General features: G+C 42.9%; 26 protein-coding genes. 19 read left to right on the top strand and 7 right to left on the bottom strand.

The window, feature by feature from the left end:
• Window positions 1-153: 153 nt before the first annotated feature.
• Together CHH48_RS00940 and CHH48_RS00945 are read left to right on the top strand one after the other, a co-directional pair.
• Window positions 154-2,115, top strand: coding sequence for an LTA synthase family protein (locus tag CHH48_RS00940; RefSeq protein ID WP_095217494.1), 1,962 nt, complete (start codon window positions 154-156; stop codon window positions 2,113-2,115).
• Window positions 2,116-2,334: 219 nt separating this feature from the next.
• Window positions 2,335-2,604 carry a UPF0223 family protein gene (locus tag CHH48_RS00945; RefSeq protein WP_095217495.1) on the top strand — a complete coding sequence of 90 codons (270 nt, stop codon included), beginning with the start codon at window positions 2,335-2,337 and terminating at the stop codon, window positions 2,602-2,604.
• A gap of 39 nt (window positions 2,605-2,643) precedes the next feature.
• Here the strand turns inward: CHH48_RS00945 and CHH48_RS00950 are convergent, their stop codons facing one another.
• Complete coding sequence (locus CHH48_RS00950) at window positions 2,644-3,267, bottom strand: YktB family protein (protein ID WP_095217496.1); 624 nt, start codon at window positions 3,265-3,267, stop codon at window positions 2,644-2,646.
• A 144-nt stretch (window positions 3,268-3,411) separates the two neighbouring features.
• Between CHH48_RS00950 and CHH48_RS00955 the strand changes: the two genes are divergently transcribed.
• Complete coding sequence (locus CHH48_RS00955) at window positions 3,412-3,600, top strand: hypothetical protein (protein ID WP_095217497.1); 189 nt, start codon at window positions 3,412-3,414, stop codon at window positions 3,598-3,600.
• A 41-nt stretch (window positions 3,601-3,641) separates the two neighbouring features.
• On the top strand, window positions 3,642-4,442 hold the full coding sequence (locus CHH48_RS00960; protein WP_095217498.1) for an inositol monophosphatase family protein: 801 nt from the start codon (window positions 3,642-3,644) through the stop codon (window positions 4,440-4,442).
• Between the two features lie 24 nt (window positions 4,443-4,466).
• On the opposite strand, the gene CHH48_RS19390 is transcribed toward CHH48_RS00960, so the two are convergent.
• The 3 genes from CHH48_RS19390 to CHH48_RS00970 all read right to left on the bottom strand — a co-directional run bounded on the left by CHH48_RS19390 (window position 4,467) and on the right by CHH48_RS00970 (window position 5,435).
• Window positions 4,467-4,631 (bottom strand): DUF5325 family protein, encoded by a 165-nt coding sequence (locus tag CHH48_RS19390; protein ID WP_164072046.1) that lies wholly within the window; start codon window positions 4,629-4,631, stop codon window positions 4,467-4,469.
• Between the two features lie 16 nt (window positions 4,632-4,647).
• On the bottom strand, window positions 4,648-4,851 hold the full coding sequence (locus tag CHH48_RS00965; RefSeq protein ID WP_095217499.1) for a YlaI family protein: 204 nt from the start codon (window positions 4,849-4,851) through the stop codon (window positions 4,648-4,650).
• 119 nt (window positions 4,852-4,970) lie between these two features.
• Window positions 4,971-5,435 carry a hypothetical protein gene (locus CHH48_RS00970; protein WP_095217500.1) on the bottom strand — a complete coding sequence of 155 codons (465 nt, stop codon included), beginning with the start codon at window positions 5,433-5,435 and terminating at the stop codon, window positions 4,971-4,973.
• Window positions 5,436-5,598: 163 nt separating this feature from the next.
• Here CHH48_RS00970 and CHH48_RS00975 point away from each other — a divergent pair, with 163 nt between their 5' ends.
• From CHH48_RS00975 to pyc, 3 genes are all read left to right on the top strand, one after another.
• Window positions 5,599-5,889 carry a YlaN family protein gene (locus CHH48_RS00975; RefSeq protein ID WP_038559874.1) on the top strand — a complete coding sequence of 97 codons (291 nt, stop codon included), beginning with the start codon at window positions 5,599-5,601 and terminating at the stop codon, window positions 5,887-5,889.
• Between the two features lie 148 nt (window positions 5,890-6,037).
• Window positions 6,038-7,282, top strand: coding sequence for a putative lipid II flippase FtsW (ftsW, locus tag CHH48_RS00980; RefSeq protein WP_095217501.1), 1,245 nt, complete (start codon window positions 6,038-6,040; stop codon window positions 7,280-7,282).
• Window positions 7,270-10,713, top strand: coding sequence for a pyruvate carboxylase (gene pyc / locus CHH48_RS00985; RefSeq protein ID WP_095217502.1), 3,444 nt, complete (start codon window positions 7,270-7,272; stop codon window positions 10,711-10,713). The genes ftsW and pyc overlap by 13 nt, the downstream gene beginning before the upstream one ends.
• 37 nt (window positions 10,714-10,750) lie before the next feature.
• On the opposite strand, the gene CHH48_RS00990 is transcribed toward pyc, so the two are convergent.
• Window positions 10,751-11,659: a COX15/CtaA family protein gene (locus CHH48_RS00990; RefSeq protein ID WP_175073249.1), complete on the bottom strand. Its 909-nt coding sequence runs from the start codon at window positions 11,657-11,659 to the stop codon at window positions 10,751-10,753.
• A gap of 269 nt (window positions 11,660-11,928) precedes the next feature.
• Here CHH48_RS00990 and cyoE point away from each other — a divergent pair, with 269 nt between their 5' ends.
• The 9 genes from cyoE to coaD all read left to right on the top strand — a co-directional run bounded on the left by cyoE (window position 11,929) and on the right by coaD (window position 17,486).
• On the top strand, window positions 11,929-12,864 hold the full coding sequence (gene cyoE, locus CHH48_RS00995) for a heme o synthase (RefSeq protein ID WP_095217503.1): 936 nt from the start codon (window positions 11,929-11,931) through the stop codon (window positions 12,862-12,864).
• 98 nt (window positions 12,865-12,962) lie between these two features.
• Window positions 12,963-13,484 carry a GNAT family N-acetyltransferase gene (locus tag CHH48_RS01000; protein WP_095217504.1) on the top strand — a complete coding sequence of 174 codons (522 nt, stop codon included), beginning with the start codon at window positions 12,963-12,965 and terminating at the stop codon, window positions 13,482-13,484.
• Window positions 13,485-13,564: 80 nt separating this feature from the next.
• Window positions 13,565-14,590 (top strand): CAP domain-containing protein, encoded by a 1,026-nt coding sequence (locus tag CHH48_RS01005; RefSeq protein ID WP_176466339.1) that lies wholly within the window; start codon window positions 13,565-13,567, stop codon window positions 14,588-14,590.
• Window positions 14,591-14,692: 102 nt separating this feature from the next.
• Window positions 14,693-15,118: a YlbD family protein gene (locus CHH48_RS01010; RefSeq protein ID WP_176466340.1), complete on the top strand. Its 426-nt coding sequence runs from the start codon at window positions 14,693-14,695 to the stop codon at window positions 15,116-15,118.
• A gap of 14 nt (window positions 15,119-15,132) precedes the next feature.
• On the top strand, window positions 15,133-15,366 hold the full coding sequence (locus CHH48_RS01015) for a YlbE-like family protein (RefSeq protein WP_038559896.1): 234 nt from the start codon (window positions 15,133-15,135) through the stop codon (window positions 15,364-15,366).
• Window positions 15,367-15,416: 50 nt separating this feature from the next.
• Window positions 15,417-15,854 carry a YlbF family regulator gene (locus CHH48_RS01020; RefSeq protein ID WP_095217507.1) on the top strand — a complete coding sequence of 146 codons (438 nt, stop codon included), beginning with the start codon at window positions 15,417-15,419 and terminating at the stop codon, window positions 15,852-15,854.
• Window positions 15,855-15,956: 102 nt separating this feature from the next.
• Window positions 15,957-16,232 (top strand): YlbG family protein, encoded by a 276-nt coding sequence (locus CHH48_RS01025; RefSeq protein ID WP_095217508.1) that lies wholly within the window; start codon window positions 15,957-15,959, stop codon window positions 16,230-16,232.
• A gap of 214 nt (window positions 16,233-16,446) precedes the next feature.
• Window positions 16,447-17,013 (top strand): 16S rRNA (guanine(966)-N(2))-methyltransferase RsmD, encoded by a 567-nt coding sequence (gene rsmD, locus CHH48_RS01030; protein WP_095217509.1) that lies wholly within the window; start codon window positions 16,447-16,449, stop codon window positions 17,011-17,013.
• Complete coding sequence (coaD, locus tag CHH48_RS01035) at window positions 17,010-17,486, top strand: pantetheine-phosphate adenylyltransferase (protein ID WP_095217510.1); 477 nt, start codon at window positions 17,010-17,012, stop codon at window positions 17,484-17,486. The genes rsmD and coaD overlap by 4 nt, the downstream gene beginning before the upstream one ends.
• Here the strand turns inward: coaD and ylbJ are convergent.
• Window positions 17,483-18,667 (bottom strand): sporulation integral membrane protein YlbJ, encoded by a 1,185-nt coding sequence (ylbJ, locus tag CHH48_RS01040; RefSeq protein ID WP_095218059.1) that lies wholly within the window; start codon window positions 18,665-18,667, stop codon window positions 17,483-17,485. The two genes, coaD and ylbJ, sit on opposite strands and share 4 nt — an antisense overlap.
• Before the next feature lie 175 nt (window positions 18,668-18,842).
• Between ylbJ and CHH48_RS01045 the strand changes: the two genes are divergently transcribed.
• Window positions 18,843-19,865: a SepM family pheromone-processing serine protease gene (locus CHH48_RS01045; RefSeq protein WP_095217511.1), complete on the top strand. Its 1,023-nt coding sequence runs from the start codon at window positions 18,843-18,845 to the stop codon at window positions 19,863-19,865.
• A gap of 35 nt (window positions 19,866-19,900) precedes the next feature.
• On the opposite strand, the gene CHH48_RS01050 is transcribed toward CHH48_RS01045, so the two are convergent.
• Window positions 19,901-21,088 (bottom strand): nucleotidyltransferase, encoded by a 1,188-nt coding sequence (locus CHH48_RS01050; protein WP_095217512.1) that lies wholly within the window; start codon window positions 21,086-21,088, stop codon window positions 19,901-19,903.
• A gap of 343 nt (window positions 21,089-21,431) precedes the next feature.
• Here CHH48_RS01050 and CHH48_RS01055 point away from each other — a divergent pair, with 343 nt between their 5' ends.
• Window positions 21,432-21,947 carry a YceD family protein gene (locus tag CHH48_RS01055; RefSeq protein ID WP_095217513.1) on the top strand — a complete coding sequence of 172 codons (516 nt, stop codon included), beginning with the start codon at window positions 21,432-21,434 and terminating at the stop codon, window positions 21,945-21,947.
• A gap of 31 nt (window positions 21,948-21,978) precedes the next feature.
• Window positions 21,979-22,152, top strand: a complete 174-nt coding sequence (gene rpmF / locus CHH48_RS01060) for a 50S ribosomal protein L32 (protein WP_077309792.1) — start codon at window positions 21,979-21,981, stop codon at window positions 22,150-22,152.
• The last annotated feature ends 33 nt before the right edge of the window (window positions 22,153-22,185 follow it).

Below are 22,185 nucleotides of genomic sequence, written 5' to 3' on the forward strand. Positions count from 1 at the left end.
TTGTCTCATATTTCTTGTCTTCCTTACCGCTTAACTTTTGACATATCCTGTGATTCTATATATACTTTCTTGAAATATGTTTAAAGATGCTATGCCAAACTCAAAAACAAATATTAATAGAATAGAATGTTAGAAAGTGGGTACAACGCGATAATGAAGACTAACTTATTACAAAATAAGTATTCTATATTTTTTTCAATCGCAGTAGTTTTATTGTGGATGAAAACCTATATTGTTCAATTAACACAATTTGAATTAGGAATAGAAAATAAGCTGCAAGAATTTCTATTATTCCTTAACCCTTTGGGATCGTCATTGTTATTTTTGGGATTAGCCTTGTTATTTAAAGGTCGCAAAAAATATATAATGCTTATGGTTATTTATTTTATAATGACGTTTCTTCTATATGCAAATGTGTTATATTACCGCTTCTTTAATGACTTTATTACGGCGCCAACTATGTTCCAGACTCAAAACTTCGGGGATGTCAGCGGTAGTGTAGGCTCATTGTTGAGAGGCTATGACTTCTTGATCTTTATCGATTTCCTGGTGTTGATTGGATTACTAGTTTTTAAGGTTATTAAAATTGAATATTACGATATGAAACGCCGCCAAGTAGCTGTTTTATTCTCTTTGGCATTAGGAGTTTCTTGTTTGAACCTTGCTTTAGCTGAAACAGATCGACCAGAATTATTAACTCGTGGGTTCGACCGTAACTATATTGTTAAGTATTTAGGGATGTACAACTATACTATTTATGATGCGGTTCAAAGTACAAAAGCATCTGCTCAAAGCGTTTTAGCGGAGAGCAACGATATGACGGAAGTGATAAATTTTACGCAAGCTAACTACGCGGAACCAAATCCAAATTACTTTGGCGCAGCTGAAGGGAAAAACGTCATTTACCTCCATCTTGAATCTATTCAGAATTTCTTAATTGATTACAAGTTACACGGAGAAGAAGTAACACCATTTTTAAACTCACTGACGCAAAACGAAAACACACTTTACTTTGATAATTTTTACCATCAAACAGCTCAAGGTAAAACGGCTGATGCTGAGTTTATGCTGGAAAATTCATTATATGGACTACCTCAGGGTTCAGCATTTACAACAAAGGGATTAAACACCTACCAGGCTGCGCCTGCTATTTTAGACCAGCAGGGGTATTCATCAGCTGTCTTCCACGGGAATACAGGAAGCTTTTGGAATCGAAACGAAATCTATAAATCCTTTGGGTTTAACAATTTCTTTGATTCTTCGTTTTACGATATGAATCCGGAAGACTTAGCGGATTATGGACTAATGGACAAACCTTTTTTTGAGCAGTCGGAACCGCTCTTAGAAACATTACCTCAACCATTTTACGCGAAGTTCATTACAGTAACACACCATTATCCGTATCCTATTGATGAAGAGGATGCCACGATTGCACCACATACGACTGGTGATAAATCAGTAGATAATTACTTCCAAACAGCACGTTATGCGGACGAAGCATTGGAGCAGTTCTTTGCATATTTGAAAGAATCAGGATTATATGAAGATTCTATAATCGTTATGTATGGTGATCATTACGGTATTTCAGAAAACCATAATAAAGCAATGGAAACAGTCCTAGATAAAGAAGAAATTACGCCAACTGATAATGCAACTTTACAAGAAGTACCGTTATTTATACATGCACCCGGTTTAGAAGGCGGTGTGAATCATACGTATGGCGGACAGATTGATTTGCTTCCAACACTGCTCCATTTATTAGGAGTTGAGACAAAGGATAAAATTCAATTAGGGACAGATTTATTGTCAGAACAGCACGATCAAGTTGTTCCTTTCCGTAACGGTGGATATGTAAGTCCTGATATCACCTATACAGATGGTAAATACTACGATACTGCTACAGGTTTATTACTGGAAGATGAAAACCAAATACAAAAAGCTGAGGAATATCAAGAATCTGTTGAACATGAGTTATATTTATCAGATAAGGTTGTAAATGGTGATTTATTACGTTTCTATACACCGGAAAATTTTACTCCTGTGGATCGTACGAAATATAACTATGATAATGAAGAATTAGATAAAAATGAAGAGTTAGATGAAAAGGAAGAATAATCAAGAAGGCTACTCAATGCTTTAAACAAAGCCCCTGGCAGATACTTTAAATAAGTGATCTGCCAGGGGCTTTTATCATTATGTAGTATTTCTTCCGATCGTTTGAATAATAAGATCAAGATAAGATAGTCGATATACCGATTCATTCACATACAGGTTCAAATCGCATGGAAAGTTATTTTCGTGTTACACTATTATCCAGAGAAAAGGAGGGGTAGAATGAGTTACAGCTATCCGATTGATGAAACTTGGACAAAAGAGGAAATCATTGATGTAGTGAATTTCTTCTCATTAGTAGAGCGGACATATGAGGATGGAATCTTGCGTGAAGACTTGCTGCTGGCCTATGATCGCTTTAAGCAGATCATACCTTCCAAGTCGGAAGAAAAGCAGATGGACGCTAAATTCCAGAAGGATTCCGGTTATTCCAGCTATAGAGCAGTAAAGAAAGCCAAGGCTGCTTCACCTGGAGAAAAAATTAGAATGTAAAAAAATCCCCATCCTGATTCAGGAAGGGGATTTTTTATATTAAGCAGGTTCAAAAGCTGCCTGTTCATAAAGAATGGCTGTATGTTTCAGTACATCCTGACATACTTTAAGGAATGCTTCTTTGGAAGCAAGTGCAGGGTCATCGGGCTGTAGATGGACACCGCAGACAAGTTCTGCTTTTTTGACATGCTGCAGCCGGTCTGCAATTTTGTCGTAAAGCTCATCAGTAATCGGAGAAGCATCCGGTTTCATATGATCCATTGACCACACGTAGCGGGACGGGATGGAATTTAGAATCTGTGTTTTTGCCTCTGCCATTTTATAGCCGACTGTTTCCTTCAATGGACTTTCATAAATAAGTGCAAATTGCACGAATACATGTGTACCCCAAAGTCCGATTTGGAAATGAGGCAGTTTCTTATATCCGCGTTTGCTGGAAGCAAGAGCGGACCATGTGTCGTTCGGTGCGTTCTTCGTGCGGCGAGCATGCTTGGCTACATGGACATACATATCATGATCGGTTACTTGCTCTGCATATGGAGCTAGTTCTGTTGCAAGCATCTCCAATTTTGGAGAAAGACGACTGCGCAGCACTTCCATTCTTTCATCTAAACCATCTATTGTAAAAACATCGAAATCTTCTTTTGTGAATAATGCGGTCATTCGTGTCACTCCTTGCTGAAATCTTCCTTCATCATACCCGTCCAATAGTTAAAATGCAAGCGAGGAAAGGTTTACAAACCGCATAGCAGTGGTAAAAAAGAAACAACTTGATAGATGGTATAAATAGAATAGGAGGAGATCAAGATGCGTGATGTAATGGAAGCCTTACGTAAAAGGGAAGCACAAGAGAAGGTGCCTGCTATACGTCTTGAGATCGATTATTTTCTAGTTACTTTGTCTGATGCTATGCAGGAGGAAGATGAGATTGCAGTGAAGGAAGCAAAAGCGAAGCTTCGTGTACTCAGCGAGCAATTGAATCGGTTCGAATCGTGAACTATTTGTGATAAGCTAGTGGAAAGAATGGGGGGCACATGATGGAGCAATCAATGAAACATACATTGCATAAGCAAGCGCAACAGTGGGTGCTGGAAGCAGGACAGCTTATCAAAGAGAAGATGGATGAACCATTGGAGATCATGACAAAGTCAAGCCCGAAAGATCTTGTAACAAAGATGGATAAAGCAGTTGAGTCTTTCTTTTTGGAAAGAATACGTGAAAACTACCCATCGCATAAAGTGTTAGGGGAGGAAGGTATCGGAGAAGCTGTTTCCGAAACGAAAGGTACAGTCTGGATAATCGATCCGATAGACGGTACGATGAATTTTGTCCATCAGAAGTCGAATTTCGCTATTTCAATAGGAATTATACATGACGGTATTGCGGAAATCGGGGTAATTTATAATGTAATGGAGGATACGCTTTATCATGCAATGCGTGGCGAAGGGGCGTTCAAGGGTGACTTTCAGCTGCCAAAGCTTCCCGAAAAGACGCTTGATCAATCGATCATCGAGCTGAATCATTTCTGGCTCTGCCCAAACCGTCGGGTGAATGAAGAAAAGCTGCAGCAGCTCGTCTATCGCGCAATGGGAACTCGAGCATATGGATCAGCAGCGTTGGAGCTTGCTTTTCTGGCTGAGGGGATTACGGATGCTTACTTAACCTTCAGTCTGCAGCCATGGGATTATGCTGGGGGCTTTGTAATACTGCAGGAAGTAGGAGGAAAACTGACTGATGCAACAGGCGAGTCCGTCGATTTCCTGAATAAGACGACAGTAGTCGCAGCAAATAGCAGCATTCACGAAGAATTAATCAAGGATTATATCGAATTGAAATAAAAAAGACGGGTTAGCCCGTCTTTTTCACTGTCCTTTTCGTTTAGCGAAGATACCGGCACCCATAATGAAGAAACCGGCGATGATCGCGACTGTCATTAAGCCATAGTTTTGGTAGCTGATCGTCACGCCTGCTGCTACGAAGCAAGCAATAACTAATATTGCTGTCAGTAAAGCTAATCCCTTTGACATCGTTTCACCTCATTTATTAAATTAAAGGTTCATCTGTCTTCTTTTCCCGGTATAAATTAAAATTCCCGGTCGCTTTTCGTTCCTTTGTCCGCAATGAGATACGGTCTGAGCAATCGTTGCATATATGCATGCTATTGCGCCGATTCCGCAGTTTCTTCGCATGCGGACTTCCATCATCTATTTCTTCGACTTTATCGCAAAGTACACATTTTACACGCATGCTATCACCTCAGGAGAGTATAATACTTTTTCAGTTTACCATACGATAAGCCATTATGTGTATCTTACAGAAAGTCTCTATCATTCATATCCGATCATAGTAGATTCTAAACAGGAACCTCAGCAGATCTTTATCTGACGAATTGCTTTGATCGGATCTTCCTTCCTGCTGGGCAAATAGCAGTGAGCAGGTCCGGAATCTTTGATGCTGCGGCCATCTACTGCGAATAGGAACATGCTTGCTTTAAGCTCGTCCAAAGGTACGATTTCTTCACCAGAGTCTGTCATAAATACCGCATGCGTGGCATCTTCTTGTATACTGGCTGTTTTGAGAAAATCGGAAATGGGCATTACATAACTGTTCTCGAGTGCCAGTTTTCTTTCAGCCTTTGTAAGACTCTTATTAATAGGCGGCTTCATCTTTTGCTGATAAATAGAGCGATCCCAGTGCTTTTCTTCCGCAGCAGGAATTGTCTCAACCTCTTTAAAAGCGTTTTCAAAAAGGATTTTGCGATCGTCAAAAATCCAGACGGATGGATCAAGTGTGAGTGGAAAATCCACTCTGCCTGTCAGGGTGATTACCATAAAGCGACACTTCCTTTTCCAGAGTATCTATAGATATAGCTTAACATAAAGATTGTGACAATTGACAACGATTCGACAAAAATATTACCAGGACGTGTCTTGCAATTTAGCAGGACTACCGCTAGAATTGTATAGAAGAAGTCTGTTTAACGGAGGGATAATATTGATATCTGAGATCACCGTTAGTAATCAAGAGAAAGCATATGCCCTTCTTTTGGCGGATGCTGATAAAATACTTAAACTAATTAAAGTACAGATGGACAATTTGACGATGCCGCAATGTCCGCTTTATGAAGAAGTACTCGATACACAAATGTTTGGTTTGTCACGTGAGATAGATTTTGCAATTCGATTGAATCTCGTGAAAGAAGAAGATGGAAAAGAGCTTCTTGAAAACTTGGAAAGGCAGTTGAATGTGCTGCATGAGGCAGCACAGCGGTCTATGCGTCCTTAACAGCTGAAGGCCGCCTGCAATTGCTTGTACGGGCATCCCATACGAAAGATGAAACCCCATTGCCCTTTAATTTGGCGGGGTTTTTTTATTATTCTATGAATCTGGCGATTTGTAACGATTGTAAAATACATACTATGGGAGCTTTAAGATGAAAAAAAGATTGCGTAATTTCGATTTTACTTTGCTATTTACTCCGCTGCTGCTGACTGCATTTGGCGCAGTAATGGTTTATAGTGCAAGCTATACGGTAGCGGTTGTCAAGTTTGATCAGCCAGCCACTTCCTTCTTTATCAGAACGTTGATTTGGATCGCTTTAGCGATGCCAGTCTTTGCGTTTTTCTGTTTTGTTCCATATCAGAAGTTCCAGAAATGGATTAAACCGATCATGCTGGTTATCATTGTTATGCTCGTATTGGTTTTGTTCACTGGTAAAGTGAACGGATCCAGATCTTGGTTTAATCTTGGTTTCTTCAGCCTGCAGCCGGCAGAGCTGGCTAAAGTGGGTATGATCATCTATCTATCTGCAGTTTATGCGAAGAAACAGAAATACCTGGATAGTTTCTCAAAAGGTGTTTTACCGCCTCTTATTGCATTAGGGCTTATACTTGGCTTGATCGTTATTCAGCCGGATGTTGGTTCAGCTTCTATCGTATTCCTGATTTCCTGCTCGATCATAGTCAGTGCAGGTATACGTTTGAGGCATTTGAGCCTTCTGATTGCTGCAGGTGTCGGACTTATACTCGCTGTAATGCCGCACATGATCAATGAAGAACGTATCTCGCGATTCACCGGAGCTTATCAGCCATTCAGTGAAGACAACGTTCAAGACGGAGGTTTCCAGCTTGTACAATCCTATCTAGCTATCGGAAATGGTGGTATATTAGGAGATGGATTGGGACAAGGCATCCAAAAGTTAGGTTATCTGCCGGAACCGCACACAGACTTCATTATGGCTGTCATAGCGGAGGAACTCGGATTTATCGGAGTCGCTGCCGTATTGGCGATGCTTGCGATCATTGTGCTGCGCGGTTTTTATATCGCCAGACAATGTCGAGACAGTTTCGGTTCTTTATTGGCAATAGGCATTTCGTCGATGGTGGGGATCCAGACCTTCATCAACCTGGGCGCAATCACCGGTCTATTGCCAATCACAGGTGTTACACTGCCATTTGTCAGTTACGGTGGTACATCCTTGATGATTCTATTCGCTTCTATGGGTATATTGAATAACATTGCCAAGCATGTACGTTCGCAAGAGCTGATCGTGTCAGAAAGCACCTTCACGCAGGATAAGCGGGGAAGACGTCCCTCCAATCGACAGAGGATCCGCACCACTAGTACTACTACACAAACTAGGGAAAAGACTAGAGGAGGAGAACGATGGACGAACTAAGGGGAATCAACAAAGTTCTAGTAGCAAATAGAGGTGAAATTGCGATACGTGTATTCCGGGCTTGTGTCGAGCTTGGAATACATACAGTCGCAATCTATTCAAAAGAGGACAAATCCTCCAGTCACCGCTTCAAAGCGGATGAGGCATATTTAGTCGGCGAAGGGAAAAAGCCGATTGATGCCTATCTTGACATCGAAAATATTCTTGAAATTGCAAAAACTTCCGGTGCAGGCGCTATTCACCCAGGCTATGGATTTCTTTCTGAGAACATCCACTTTGCAAGACGCTGTGAAGAAGAAGGAATCATCTTTATCGGCCCGCGCAGCGAACAGTTGGACATGTTTGGGGATAAAGTGAAGGCGAGACAGCAGGCGTTGCTTGCAGAAATACCAGTTATCCCAGGAAGTGATGGACCAGTCCAAGAGCTGGACGAAGTGAGAGCTTTCGTCGATACTCATAACTATCCAATCATCATCAAAGCTTCTTTAGGCGGCGGCGGGCGAGGCATGCGTGTCGTACGCTCGGCGGATGAACTTGCCGAGGCTTATGAGCGAGCAAAATCAGAGGCTAAAGCTGCATTCGGCAGTGATGAAGTGTACGTTGAGAAGCTGATTGAAAATCCAAAACATATTGAAGTACAGATCCTTGGGGATAGTGCCGGAAACATTATACATTTATACGAACGTGACTGTTCCATACAGAGAAGGCATCAAAAAGTTATTGAAGTAGCTCCAAGTGTCGGCCTGCCGGAAACACTTCGAATTGCTATTTGTGATGCGGCTGTTAAATTAATGAAAAATGTTTCTTATTTGAATGCCGGAACAGTTGAATTTCTTGTGGCGGATAACAACTTCTATTTCATCGAGGTTAATCCTCGTGTTCAAGTAGAGCATACGATTACCGAGCTAGTTACAGGAGTGGATATCGTCCAAACACAGCTTTTGCTTGCTCAAGGGTACAGCCTTTCAGATGAACGCCTTCATATCCCTGCACAGTCAGAGATAAGAACAAACGGCTATGCGATTCAAGCACGTGTGACAACCGAGGATCCGCTTAATAACTTTATGCCAGATACCGGGAAAATTATGGCTTATCGTTCCAGTGGTGGATTTGGTGTTCGTTTGGATGGTGGGAATGCGTTCCAAGGTTCCGTCATCAGCTCTTACTATGATTCCTTGCTTGTAAAAGTATCGACGTGGGCAGCGGATTACAAACAAGCTGCTTATAAGATGGAAAGGAACCTTCGAGAGTTCCGTATTCGAGGCATCAAGACAAACATCCCATTCTTGGAAAACGTCATCCTGCATGACAAGTTTTTGTCTGCTGACTATACGACTGGCTTTATCGATGAAACACCGGAATTGTTTACCTTCCCGAAACGTCAGGATAGAGGAACAAAAATGCTCCAATATATCGGCTATACAACTGTTAATGGATTTGATGGCAGTGGAAAGGTCGAAAAACCTGAGTTTCCGTATCCAAGAATTCCGAAGCTTTCAAAAGGGCTTGATTATCAAAACGGAACAAAGCAAATTCTGGACGCGCATGGTCCTGAAGGGCTTTCCGACTGGCTGAGAGAGCAGGAAGAAGTCTTGCTAACGGATACAACCTTCCGTGATGCTCACCAATCACTTCTTGCTACACGTGTTAGAACGAAGGATCTATTAACAATCGCTGAGCCAACTGCCAAACTATTGCCTAACCTATTTTCAGTCGAGATGTGGGGCGGTGCTACCTTCGACGTAGCTTATCGGTTCCTAAAGGAAGATCCTTGGGAGCGCTTGACTAAACTACGGGAGAAAATGCCGAATGTGTTATTCCAGATGCTGCTTCGTGCAAGCAATGCTGTCGGTTACAAAAACTATCCGGACAATGTAGTTGAAAAATTCGTCAAAGAGAGTGCTGAAGCTGGCATTGATGTATACCGTATCTTCGATAGCTTAAACTGGATTGAAAATATGAAGCCCGCTATTGAGGCTGTACGACTGCAAAATAAGGTGGCAGAAGCTGCGCTTTGTTACAGCGGGGATATCCTGGATCCGAGCCGGACGAAATACGATCTAGCATATTATACGAAGATGGCAAAAGAACTTGAATCAGCAGGTGCTCACATTATTGGTATCAAGGATATGGCAGGACTGTTAAAACCGCAGGCTGCATATGATCTGGTCAGCGCTTTGAAGGATACTGTATCACTTCCAATTCATTTGCATACGCATGATACGAGTGGCAACGGTGTTCTAACATACATGAAGGCTGTTGAAGCTGGTGTCGATGTCGTCGATGTTGCTGCAGGTTCTATGGCTGGTCTTACCTCTCAGCCTAGCGCCAGCTCTTTTTATCACGCGATGCAAGGGATGGAACGCAGACCATCCATTAATGTCGAAAATTATGACGAGCTCGGTTCTTATTGGGAAGATGTCCGCAACCGCTACAGTGACTTCGAGAGCGGTATGAAAGCTCCGCACGCAGAAGTGTATCTGCACGAAATGCCGGGCGGACAATACAGCAACCTGCTGCAGCAGGCTAATGCAGTTGGATTAGGCGATCGCTGGGATGAAGTGAAGGTTATGTACAGAAGGGTAAACGACCTTTTCGGAGATGTCATTAAGGTAACGCCTTCTTCTAAGGTTGTAGGTGACATGGCGTTATTCATGGTTCAAAACGACTTGGATGAAACTAGTGTCATTGAAAGAGGTGCAGCTCTTGACTTCCCGGATTCTGTAATAGAATTCGCACAAGGCTACCTCGGACAGCCATATGGCGGCTTCCCGAAAGAATTGCAGAAGGTGATTGTGAAGGATCGTGAAATAATTACGAATCGACCTGGCGAATTGTTGCCTCCTGTCGATTTTGATCAGCTGCGAAGTGAATTGGACGAGAAAGTGGAAGCTGACATTACGGAACAGGATGTTGTTGCTTACTCACTGTATCCGAAAGTATTTGAAACATACGCAGCCTTCAAAGAAGCTTATGGTGACTTGTCTGTACTGACAACACCAACATTCTTCTATGGTATGAAGCTGGATGAAGAAATCGAAGTAGAAATCGAACCAGGAAAAACCTTGATCGTAAAGCTTGTCGCAATTGGCGAAGCGGGTTCAGATGCAATGCGGACGATTTACTTCGAATTTAATGGACAGCCTCGCGAGGTTCTAGTGCGTGATGAACAAGTTCAGGCCACAGTAAAGACGACACCAAAAGCTGATAAACAGAACAAGAAGCATATTGGTGCAACAATGCCTGGAACAGTTATTAGATCATTAGTTGCTGGCGGTGCGCAAGTACAAAAGGGTCAGCAGCTCCTAATTACAGAAGCGATGAAGATGGAGACAACAGTACAAGCGCCATTTGATGGTACGATCAAAGAAGTATACGTTAAAGATGGAGAACCAATCCAGGTTGGAGATCTGCTTGTAGAATTTGAATAAAAAAAATCCACTGCCGCTAAGATGGCAGTGGATTTTTTTATAGTTCTTTTTCGTATTTCGCGCTTCGGAAGGACAGCATGATATAGTAAGTCATGATGCCGAAATAGACGCTGATAATCAACGAATGCATGAGAGCCACGAATAGATTCATTCCAGTGAAAATGACAAGCATACCGACGACTGCTTGTGCGGCTAGGAGACAAAAGCTGATGATCCAGCCTTTAGTCATCACGGCGTGCCCTTTGTAACGACGAAGCACCTGAATCATGATGATGAAGGACCAGACAAGCGCTAGCATAGCTGCACCGCGGTGAAGCATCTGTACCATTTGCGCTGTGCTCAATCCGAAAAGACCTGGATCTGCATTCGAGCATAGAGGGAAATCTCCGCAAACAAGGCTTGCATTCATATGACGTACAAGCGCTCCGGTATAAACAACCAAATAAATGAAAATTGTATGCAGATAAAATTGAATTCGCATACCTTTTCTGATAACAAGTGCGCGGGCATCGAACTTCTTGTCCACTTCAAATACTATGAGAGTAAGCAGAAGCACAGAAGCGAAGGAAATAAGTGAGATTCCGAAATGCAGCGCCAATACAGTATCGGATTGCTGCCAAACAACAGCAGCTGCTCCAATTAATGCTTGTATTACAAGAAAGGCTACTGCCACGATGGACAAGAACTTAACTTCTCGAATATGACCGATTTTGCGCCAAGCGAGGATTGCCAGTAACAGAATGACGATCCCCATTGTTGAAGAAACAAATCGGTGGGCGACTTCTATAATAAGCTCGGGCGTAATGTTGGTTAAAGCCCCTTCGCACAACGGCCAGCTTTGTCCGCAGCCATCAGCTGAGCCCGTCTTGGTAACAAGGGCACCGCCAAGCAAGATGAACAGCATACCTATGGTGCTGATCACAGATAAGGTTTTCAATAATTTCACGTATAAACACCTCTTATATACAAACTTATAGCTAGGATAAAAACATTAAGCCTATCGTAACATGAAATCTATTTATAGAAGGACACATTTCTTGTCAATTTTATGACCTGTGCTTTTCCGTGCTTCAATGAATGGAGTGAGAAGATAAAGTATTAGTTCAGCAAATTGTCAAAAACACGTTTCAATTGACGCAGCTGGACGTGTTACAATGTTAAAAGTGTGATAGAATACAAGAATTATGTTTAACCAAGCAGAAAGGATGTGCTGGTGTGGAAAAGATCGAAACAACTTCTTCACAAGTATTGAACGGTGCTGAACAAGCCGATTCTACTACTAGTCTGTGGACAGACTTCAAGGCGCTTATAAAAACTGGTATTATAAATTCAAATCTGTTGACTGCTTTCGGCGGTTTCTGGCTCGCACTTTATATGACGAACCAACAATTCGTCGACCATATCCCGACATTCATTTACATGATGCTCGGAAGCGGATTGGTCATAGCTGGCGGATGTGTGATCAATAATTATTACGATCGTGATATCGACCACGTGATGAAACGGACGAAAAAACGTCCGACGGTAACAGGTACGATTCCGCTTTCTGTCGTTCTTACAATGGGAATCGGATTCACAGTCCTCGGCGTCGGATTTCTATTCCTGACCACTTGGCAAGCTGCAGCAATTGGTATTTTCGGCTGGTTTGCTTATGTTGTACTTTATACGATGTGGTCTAAGCGTCGTTATACAATCAATACAGCAATTGGAAGTTTCTCTGGTGCGGTTCCTCCGCTAATCGGGTACGCTGCTATTGATGGCGGTTTAAGCACAGAGGCTTGGATCGTTTTCGCTATCATGTTTATCTGGCAGACACCGCATTTCTTAGCATTGGCTATGAAAAAAGCAGATGATTATAAAGCTGCTAATATCCCGATGCTGCCTTCTGTATACGGCTTTGGAATTACGAAGCGCCAGATTGTCGTTTATACAGCATGTTTGCTTCCGCTTCCATTCTACCTAACTTCTCTGGGAACTGTATTTGTTGTCATCGCCAGTGTATTAAACGTTGGCTGGCTTGCAATCGGTATCGCTGGGTTCTTTATGAAAAATGATTTGAAGTGGGCGACATGGATGTTCGTCTTTAGCCTGAATTACTTGATGATTTTCTTTATCGCACTTGTGGTTTTCACAACTCCTGCGATCTTCTAATAAAAAACACCTCCATATGGAGGTGTTTTTTTGTGTTTATGCAGTAGGAAGTATCGGGAATAAGAACCATAAATGTGCACCGGAGAGAGGGAAAGTAAATGGATATGGAAACACCGCGTTTAATTATGAAAGCTATAACAATGGAGATGGGAAAGCAGCTCGTTCGATTTCCTGTTACCTTCTTTTATGAACAGGAAATTTCGTATGTGACGGATTGGCCGACAAATGCCCTGAAGGCAGAGTTGCCTCTTTATCTGGAGGAATTTGAAACTGGACAGACAAGCTACGGTTTTGGACCATGGATCTTACATACAAAATATCAAAAGGATATGGTCGGAGATATTTTTATTAAACAGCCTTCTCAAGATGCTGCTCAAGCTGAGTTATATTTTGATATTCGCGAGGAGATGCAGGGAAAAAGATACGAAGATGAAGCAATAATCAGCATTTGCGATTGGCTGCTGAAGCATGGCATCGAGACAATACATGCATTCTGTAAGCCAGAGGAGGAAGAAAAGCAAGAAGTCCTGACAAGATGCGGCTTCAAAAAGCTTGGTCAGATAGAAGGATTGATTCAGTTCCGAACTTATCGACAGCTGCTTCCTGCAGATGGTATGTGAAGCTTGTCGAAGGAGTCGACTATCTCCGAAATGGATTTTGTATTATAATAGGTGCAACTTATGGAAAGGGGGCAGGATGCATGAAGAGCTTACGAATCGTATTATTGTTACTCGTAGTGGGAGCAGGCGTGTTGTTCTTTTGGAACAAGGATGAATATCTGGCTCCTGCCCAGGATGCAAAGTCGGGGGATACAGAGCAAACACCAAAGGCGGAAGCTGCCCAGAAGCCGAATGGGGATATAGAGCGGTGGATCAATCAAGCGCCTGAAACATTAGAAGAGGATCAAGGTGAACCAAATCGAATTGATCAGTCTTCTTATGGTTATGAGTGGTATATATATGATAAAGGTGATGCTTATGCACAGTATGGTGTAAAAGATGGTCGTGTTATCACTGCCTTTGCTGTCGGTGAAGCATCCCTTGCAAAAGCAAAGCTTGGTGAGAGCCGGGAGGAAGTAGAACAGGATTACCCGCTTCAAGAAGAAGTTTCATTTCGATATGATAGCGATCGATATACGTTCAAGCTGAAGGAAAAGGATCAGCAGATACAGCCCCTTGCCCAGATTGGTGATGGTTTGTTCGCTCAGTTCTATTTCGATACATTTGAGGATGAACTGACTGCTGTACGAGTGCTGACTGATGAACAGCTCGTAATGGAGCGTCCTTATGACGTAACATATACTGGTCAGCTGCCTGAGCAGCCTCAGCTATCGAATGAAGAATGGCAGCAGGTACAGGGAGGAATGGAACAGCAAGTCATTGAAATAACGAATGTTATGCGTTCACATTTTGATGTTCCGCCGCTCGAATGGAATGATCAGGTAGCCGCTGTTGCGCTTGGTCATAGTGAAGACATGCAGAAGCAGCAGTATTTCTCTCATGTGACGCCAAGTGGTGAGGAACTTGGAGATCGGCTGGCAGACGGTCAGGTCAGATTCCAAAGTGCAGGAGAGAATATCGCTGCTGGGTATACAGATGCTCCTGCAGCAATGATTGGTTGGCTGAATAGTGAAGGGCATCGTAAGACAATGCTTGACGCATCATATGAAGAGCTTGGTGTGGGCGTGTATCGTTACTACTATACCCAGAATTTTCTTTTACAATAACGGGGTTTCCACTGAGGAATCCCGTTTTTTTTTTGTGTCATTTACCGGAGTCTTTCATACATTGGTCAGAGAGGGTATTTATCTGGTTAGGAGATGAATGTAATGTCCGATACGAATTTGCATCCTTCTATTCAGGAATTTAGACAATTCGTTCAGCAGCATCCTAAGCTGATTCAAGAAGTTAGGCAGAATCAGGCAGGGTGGCAGCCATACTATGAAAAGTGGGTGCTGCTGGGTGAAGAGGATCCGAGCTGGCAAGCATATAAAAATGAAGAGAATGCAAAAGCAGAAACAGAGGAAAAAGCAGAGGCAGAGCAAACAGAAAAGGAATCAGAAGAGACAGGAAAAGAAATGTTTAACAAGGTGATGGGAATGGCAAATCAGTTAGATTTGCAAAAACTGCAGGGCCATATCCATCATTTGAATGGAGCGCTTGAAAATATAAAGCAATTAATTGGACAATATCAAGGTGTGAAACAACAGTTTCCTTCAAAGAAGAAGACGCCAACATTCTTTCATAAGGACTAAAAGGAGGTAGGGTGATGCGGCAAGAAATCTATCAAAGGTTGCAGCACCGGGAAGAACTGCTCCGTTTTGTCAGACTTCACCCGGTATGGTACCGCACACTCGCGCGTGACCCGAGCACATTCACTGATTTGGAAAAGCAGGCGAATTATTTTTACGGTAAAACTGTTCCGCAGCGTATTGGTCAGTTTGGGGATCAGCTGAGCATGGTGAACATGCTGATACAGATGGCAAGAGCAATGCGGGATTAAACACTTTTCATTTCCCTATTATTTGGTATGATAATAGGGGAGGTGGTTCTATGTTTGCAACTATGGAATTCGTTGAGCTTCTGGAGAAGTCCGAGCAATTGGGTGTAATGATCCGTGACTCGGAAGTGATGGCGGCGTATAGCTCCGCGCAATCCGCACTCTACCAGAATAGCGAAACGAAAGCGAAAATCGACGCATTCACAGCTATAAAGGAACAGTATGAAGAAGTGCAGCGATTCGGCAGATACCACCCTGATTACAGCTTCATCATGAAGGAAATCCGCAGCAAGAAGCGTGAGATGGATATGGATGCCAACGTTGCGGCATTTAAAATAGCAGAGCGTAATCTGCAAAAACTGCTTGATGATATAAGTGCCAAACTCGCCTCAACTGTGAGCGAGAATGTCAAAGCTCCGCGCTCTGGTGCAGCTTTGAAAGACTCTGGCTGCGGCTGTGGAAGTGGCGGCGCCTGCGGGTGTGCTTCCTGACAATATTCCGGTAAGCTTAGGCTTGCCGGTTTTTTTGTGTTGCCCCAAGGGGTCAGGCTTTGCTACACTAAGAAAAAAGCTGTAAAGCGAGGAACATCAATTATGTTGACAAAACGGCAAGGAATCGTCGTATGGTTCCAGCATATGAAGAATATCAAGCAGCTGAAGCGGCACGGACACCTGGTTTTCGTATCCAAGAAGCTTAAATATGCGATGATATACGTGAACCTGGAAGAAGCAGAAGAGAGGGAAGCAGTATTGAATAAGCTGCCATTCGTCTCTAAGACGGCGTTATCTTATCGTCCCTTCATCCGTACCGATTTCGAGAATGCGAAACAGGATAAAGCGAAAGAATACGATTATAAGATTGGGATATAAAAAAAGCCTGCAGGAAGAGCCCTGCAGGCGCCTTTTGTTTCCAATGAAAACAAACAGGCAAAGGGAGAGGAGAAACCGGAGGAAGAACTTATGGGGAAACGTAAGTCTTCTCCGTGTTCATGAAGCAGCTATTAGCGTGATAGCCGCTTCAATAGTACAGTATGGACCGGCTTAGGCGGGAATATACATCGTTTTTTTGAAGGAGTGGAATGAAATGCGAGTGATTGCTGGAGAGCATAAAGGCAGGGCGTTAAAGGCTGTCCCGAACCAATTGACAAGACCAACGACGGATAAAGTGAAGGAGAGCTTGTTCTCGGTGCTAGGACCTTTTTTTGAAGGCGGAGAATGCCTGGATTTGTTCGCAGGAAGCGGCGGACTTGGGATAGAAGCTTTGAGTAGAGGAATGACACACTGTATCTTTGTAGATAAGCAAGGGAAAGCTGTCGAGACAATCAAACAGAACCTGACAACCTTGAGGCTGACAGATTATTCGGAAGTATACCGGAATGATGCGCTGCGTGCGCTGAAGGCAGTCGTAAAAAGGGAGAAACAGTTTGATCTTATTTTTCTGGATCCGCCGTATCATAAGATGTCATACGAAGGTCTTCTGGAGCAAATTAGTGAAGCAGGTATTTTGAGAGCGAACGGACGAATTGTTTGCGAGCACGATGCGAAGAAGGAACTACCAGAGTTCATCGCTGGACTGCAAGCTGTAAAACAAGACGTTTATGGAAATACTACCGCTATTACCATCTATCAAGCTGCTCGGGAGGATGAGTGATGACGATTGCTATGTATCCAGGTTCGTTCGATCCAGTCACAAATGGCCATGTAGACATTATCCAGAGAGCCGCAGCAATATTTGATAAAGTAATTGTGGCTGTTGCAGTGAACAGTAAGAAAAAGCCGCTGTTCAACGAAGAAGAGCGAATGGAGCTTTTGCGGCAATCGGTAAGACATATTTCAAACGTATCAGTTGTTAAATCGGAAGGTCTCACCGTTGATTTTGCCAGAAAACATGATGCGAAAGTTCTGGTCCGCGGACTGCGGGCTGTGAGTGATTTTGAAAATGAGATGCAGATTAGCGGTATTAATAGGCATCTAGAGCCAGGAATAGAAACTATCTTCATAACAGCAGATTCAGCTTATAATTTCTTGAGCTCCAGTATCGTGAAGGAGGCAGCAAGTTTTAGAGCTGACATAAGTAAGCTCGTGCCTCCCCCGGTACAAGAAGCCATCAAGCAAAAATTCTAATTTAATCGGCGTTTTAGCAGGATTAGTGTGCCGACTGCAAGCATGATGAGCGTGACTGCAGGACCGAAAGACGAAAGAAAACGAAGCAGCTCCAAGGAAGTATCGGGAGCTGTTTTTTCTTGTAAGAAGGTAAGAATGCTTGTTTCCTGATGCTTGGCGTAAAGCGGTCCATAAAGAATAGCTGCTAAGCCAGCAGCAATGAACCCATGCAGCAGGCGGGCGAAAAAGTACGGAGCAAATCGAATATCTGTTTCAGCGAGAATACTTGCTACTTGGGCTTGGACAGAAAAACCATTGAATGCAAGAATGAAGCTGACGATAATGATAGGGAAGAAAAAGTTAGATCCTGATGCTTGAGCGATCATTTGACCACCCATTGTTATTTCGAATAATCCAGAGAACATTGGGACAACTAATTCAGCAGGAATACCAAAAATACTAGTTAGCAGCTTTAAACCATATGCCAGGGAATCCGTTATGCCTAAGATGAATAATAGCTTATTAAAAACGGAAAACATGATAATGAATCCGCCAATCATAAGTAATGTCTGAATAGAATTTACGACGGCATCTCCAAAAATCTTTCCGAATGGTCTTTTATCAGCCATACGTGTTTCATGCAATTCCCTAAAGGCGCGTTTGACCAGTCCTTTTTCCCTAACGTAAGACGAGCGAGGTTGGGATCGGCCGTAGAAACGCATGCAGATACCTACAAGTATATTACCTCCATAATGCGCTGCGGCTAATAGAATGCCAAGCTCTGCTTCCCCAAAAAAGCTTACGGCAATCACTCCAACTATAAAAAGAGGGTTGCTAGCATTCGTAAAAGAAACAAGACGCTCGGCTTCAATCTTTGTCAGCTGTTTTTCTTGACGCAGCCGGCTTGTCAATTTAGCGCCTGATGGATATCCGCTGGCCATGCCCATTGCTAGCACAAAACTTCCGACACCCGGAACATTGAACAAAGGCCGCATGATCGGCTCACAGAAAACTCCTATAAAACGGACCATTCCAAACGCAATTAGCAGTTCTGCAGTGATAAAGAAAGGCAGGAGGGATGGAAAAACAACTTCCCACCACATATTCAATCCACGTATACTGGCCTGTAATGATGGGTCTGGATACATTATTAAACTTACGGCCAGTAGCAGTGCAGACCCAGCCAGCAGAACTGATTTCATTTTTTGCACAGAAAATCCCTCCGATTTGTGACAGCTGTACTTCTTGAATTCGAAGTAGTAAACTTAAATTCAGCCAGTTTGTACAGGCTATCTTAACTATACGCGTGCTCAAAAGGTAAATATGCTTCTTCTTCTGAATAAGTAGAGAAAGCGGGCACAGAAGGGGAACTTGTAGATGAAACAGAATGCACGTTATATCTTGTTCGTTATTCTGCTGCTGATCATCGTCTTCTGTTTTTCCGGAATTTACAGAATGCCATATTATGTATACAAGCCGGGTGCAGCAGATGCTCTTGATCCAATAGTCTCTGTAGATGGCAGTGAGAAGAGCGAAGGTGATATGCACCTCGTCACCGTACGGGGCGGACAAGCAACGCCATTCCAATATGTGATGGCTAAAATACTGCCATATCATCAAATCGAAAAACTTGAAGATGTTATACCAGAGGGTATTTCTGAGAAAGAATACACCCAAGCGCAGCTGATGCAGATGGAGAGCTCCCAAGAAGCTTCTACCGTCGTTGCCTATGAGGCGGCGGGTGCTGAACTGCAAATTGATTACAAAGGTGTATATGTTGTGTCAGTCGTTAAAGATTTGCCAGCTGATGGCCAGCTCAAGCAAGGTGATCACATCACGGCTGTAGATGACCAGCAAGTAAAGGAAGCAACAGATCTGACAAGTTATGTCACGCCCAAACATGTGGGTGATACCATTACCCTGAGAATAGAACGAGATGACAAACAGCTGGAGAAGAAATTAAAGCTTCAAGCACTGCCAGATACCCAGATACCTGGTATTGGTATTACGCTCGTAACCGATCGTGATGTCACGGAAGATCCTGAAGTGACCTTCTCAAGCGGACAAATCGGCGGACCGAGTGCGGGACTTATGTTCAGCTTGGAAATTTATGATCAGCTGGAAGAGGAAGATATGACGAAGGGCTTTCAGATTTGCGGAACGGGCGAAGTAGATTATGAAGGAAATGTCGGCCGTATCGGTGGAATCGACAAGAAGGTTGTAGCGGCGGATAAAGAAGGCTGTGATGTCTTCTTTGCTCCAAATGAACAAGATGCCGAAGATTCAAATTATCAGGTTGCGAAACAAACAGCAGAAGATATCGATACAGATATGAAGGTTGTACCAGTCAATACCTTTGATGATGCGAAAAAATACTTAGAAGAAATGCCTGCAAAATAATAAAAAGGATGCATCGCGTTGATGCATCCTTTTTATTATTCGAATATAGGCGGAGATATCTCTTGTCTGCGTGAAGCGGCAGCAATTTCGGGAGATAAAATACTGTAATAGGCATCTGCTGCTTGCAGTTCTAAATCAGCAACTGGATGCATACCGTCCTTCAATTGAGTATATAGGGGAACGTCAAGCTGCTTTTTCCTTGAAGAGAGATATGCCTGTCCAGTTTTAGTCATGCCGAGAATACGTATATAAGGGCATGCTGCTCCATTTAGATGTTCGTTAATTATGTGCTTTTGAGTATTAGATAATATGTGAACACAAACGCGCTGCAGCCTTGTCCATGTATAGCGTTTTGTTTTAATCAGAGATAAAAACTGCTGGAAATTCAACGACTGGTGTATATATTTTTTGAAGCGGTATTCCAATCCCTCATCCATCCCATGAATTTGGCGCAGTGTTTCAGCAGGTCGAGTTAAAATAAGATAGCGTAAAAGCGGGAAATAGGCTTCCCAGCTGTGAAGTTCTTCCGTTTCCAATAATTCAAATGTCTTTATTGGCACTGCTGCTTTCACTTCTTGTGTCTTCTCGTCCTGCCAAGCAGAGCGGATTGATGTGGCACTTGCAATCGGGCCGGTAATAGACTGTTCATGATAATCTGCTTGTATACGGCGGATTGTATCTACCTGCATTGGTGTATAAAGCGACTCTGCTGCCTGAAGATATGCAAATCCTAAAATATTATTGGGGCTGCTAAGATCAAGTGTTGAGCTGATTCCGGCTAATTCATACGCTGTACGATTTGCTTCCGGATATGATAAGCCTTTATCCAGTTGTTGTTTCAAGATACTCTCAAATGCTGCCTGATTCTTTATCCGTTCTTTTAGTGCCTGATGGAACGATTCGATAGTTCCGTTTTCAGAACCGAATACAAGATGCTCTACTTTCAGTGCATCAAGGATGGAAACTGCTCCTTTAGCAAACAAATCAGCATGCTGCACCGCATAAAGGAAGGGCAATTCGACAACCAAATCGACACCAGAAGAAAGTGCCGCTCTTGTTCGACTGAACTTATCCAAAATGGCCGGTTCACCCCGCTGTGTGAAATTACCACTCATTACGGCAATTGTGCAATCGCTCCCGGTTAATTTTTGTGCCTGCTGTATATGATAAACATGACCGTTATGTAAAGGGTTGTATTCGACGATGAGGCCGTTTGCCTTCATAAGAAGACTCCTTTCTGTATTTTTTAGGTCTGTCACGGGCTTACTCACTTATTCCTACGTTTCTAAACGGTTTCTTTCGCTTTTCTTAGGGTGTCTAGCTGCGAAAACCAGGAGCTGCGCCGGAATCGATAAATCCCTACAGAAGGAAGGACGCCTCCTTCCGGGCTTTCTCGTTTCCTTCTCCGCTCCTAAACGGTTTTCTCCGCTTTTCTTACGTGTTATAATAGAAATAATGTTCTTTAGTAAGAATATAGGCTAATTATTGCCTTGGTGTAAAGAAAATATATTGACAAAGCTCCTGTTTTTTTTTACAATTACTTTTGTTGCCATGAGGTGAATTAACGTGAAAATTCCGGTTCAAAAGCTTAAAGCTAAAGGTCTTGAACCTTTCGAATTTACAGAGCAAGTGGATGTGTCAGACATCCAGGGCAAAAATGATATTCGTCGGATTGATCCAGTGAAGGTCAGCGGTCAGGCGACATCGTATGGAAACGATATAACTGTCAAGTTCGCAATAGATGGTAAGATGATTCTTCCGTGTGCGCGTACTCTGGTAGATGTACCGTATGAATTCCATGTTGAAACGACTGAACTGTTTACTTTGTCTCCATATGCAAGCGCGGATGACGAGTCAGAGATTCATCCTGTTGAGGGAGAACTGCTTGACTTGAAACCGTATATAGAGGAAAATATCCTATTGGATGTTCCTTTCCGTGTTTTCTCCGACGATCCGCAGGCATTGGATAATGCTGCGAAAGAAGGAGAAGGCTGGCAGCTTGCCAGTGAGAAAGCACAGCAGGACAAGATCGACCCGAGGCTCGAGAAACTGCAAGCTCTCTTGAAAAAGGACGACGAATAAGCATTGTAACGATTGAAGGAGGTGTAGGACCGTGGCAGTACCTAAAAGAAGAACTTCTAAAAAAGTAAAAAACCAACGCCGTACACACAAAAAATTGCATGTACCTGGAATGGTAGAATGCTCTAACTGTGGAGAACTTGCAAAACCACACCACGTTTGCAGATCTTGCGGACATTACGATGGAAAAGCAGTGGTTGAAGCGTAAGAAAGAAAGACGACATCTGTCGGCAATATTGCC

It is taken from the genome of Terribacillus saccharophilus (assembly GCF_002272075.1).
In the GTDB taxonomy this organism is placed as follows: domain Bacteria; phylum Bacillota; class Bacilli; order Bacillales; family Amphibacillaceae; genus Terribacillus; species Terribacillus saccharophilus_A.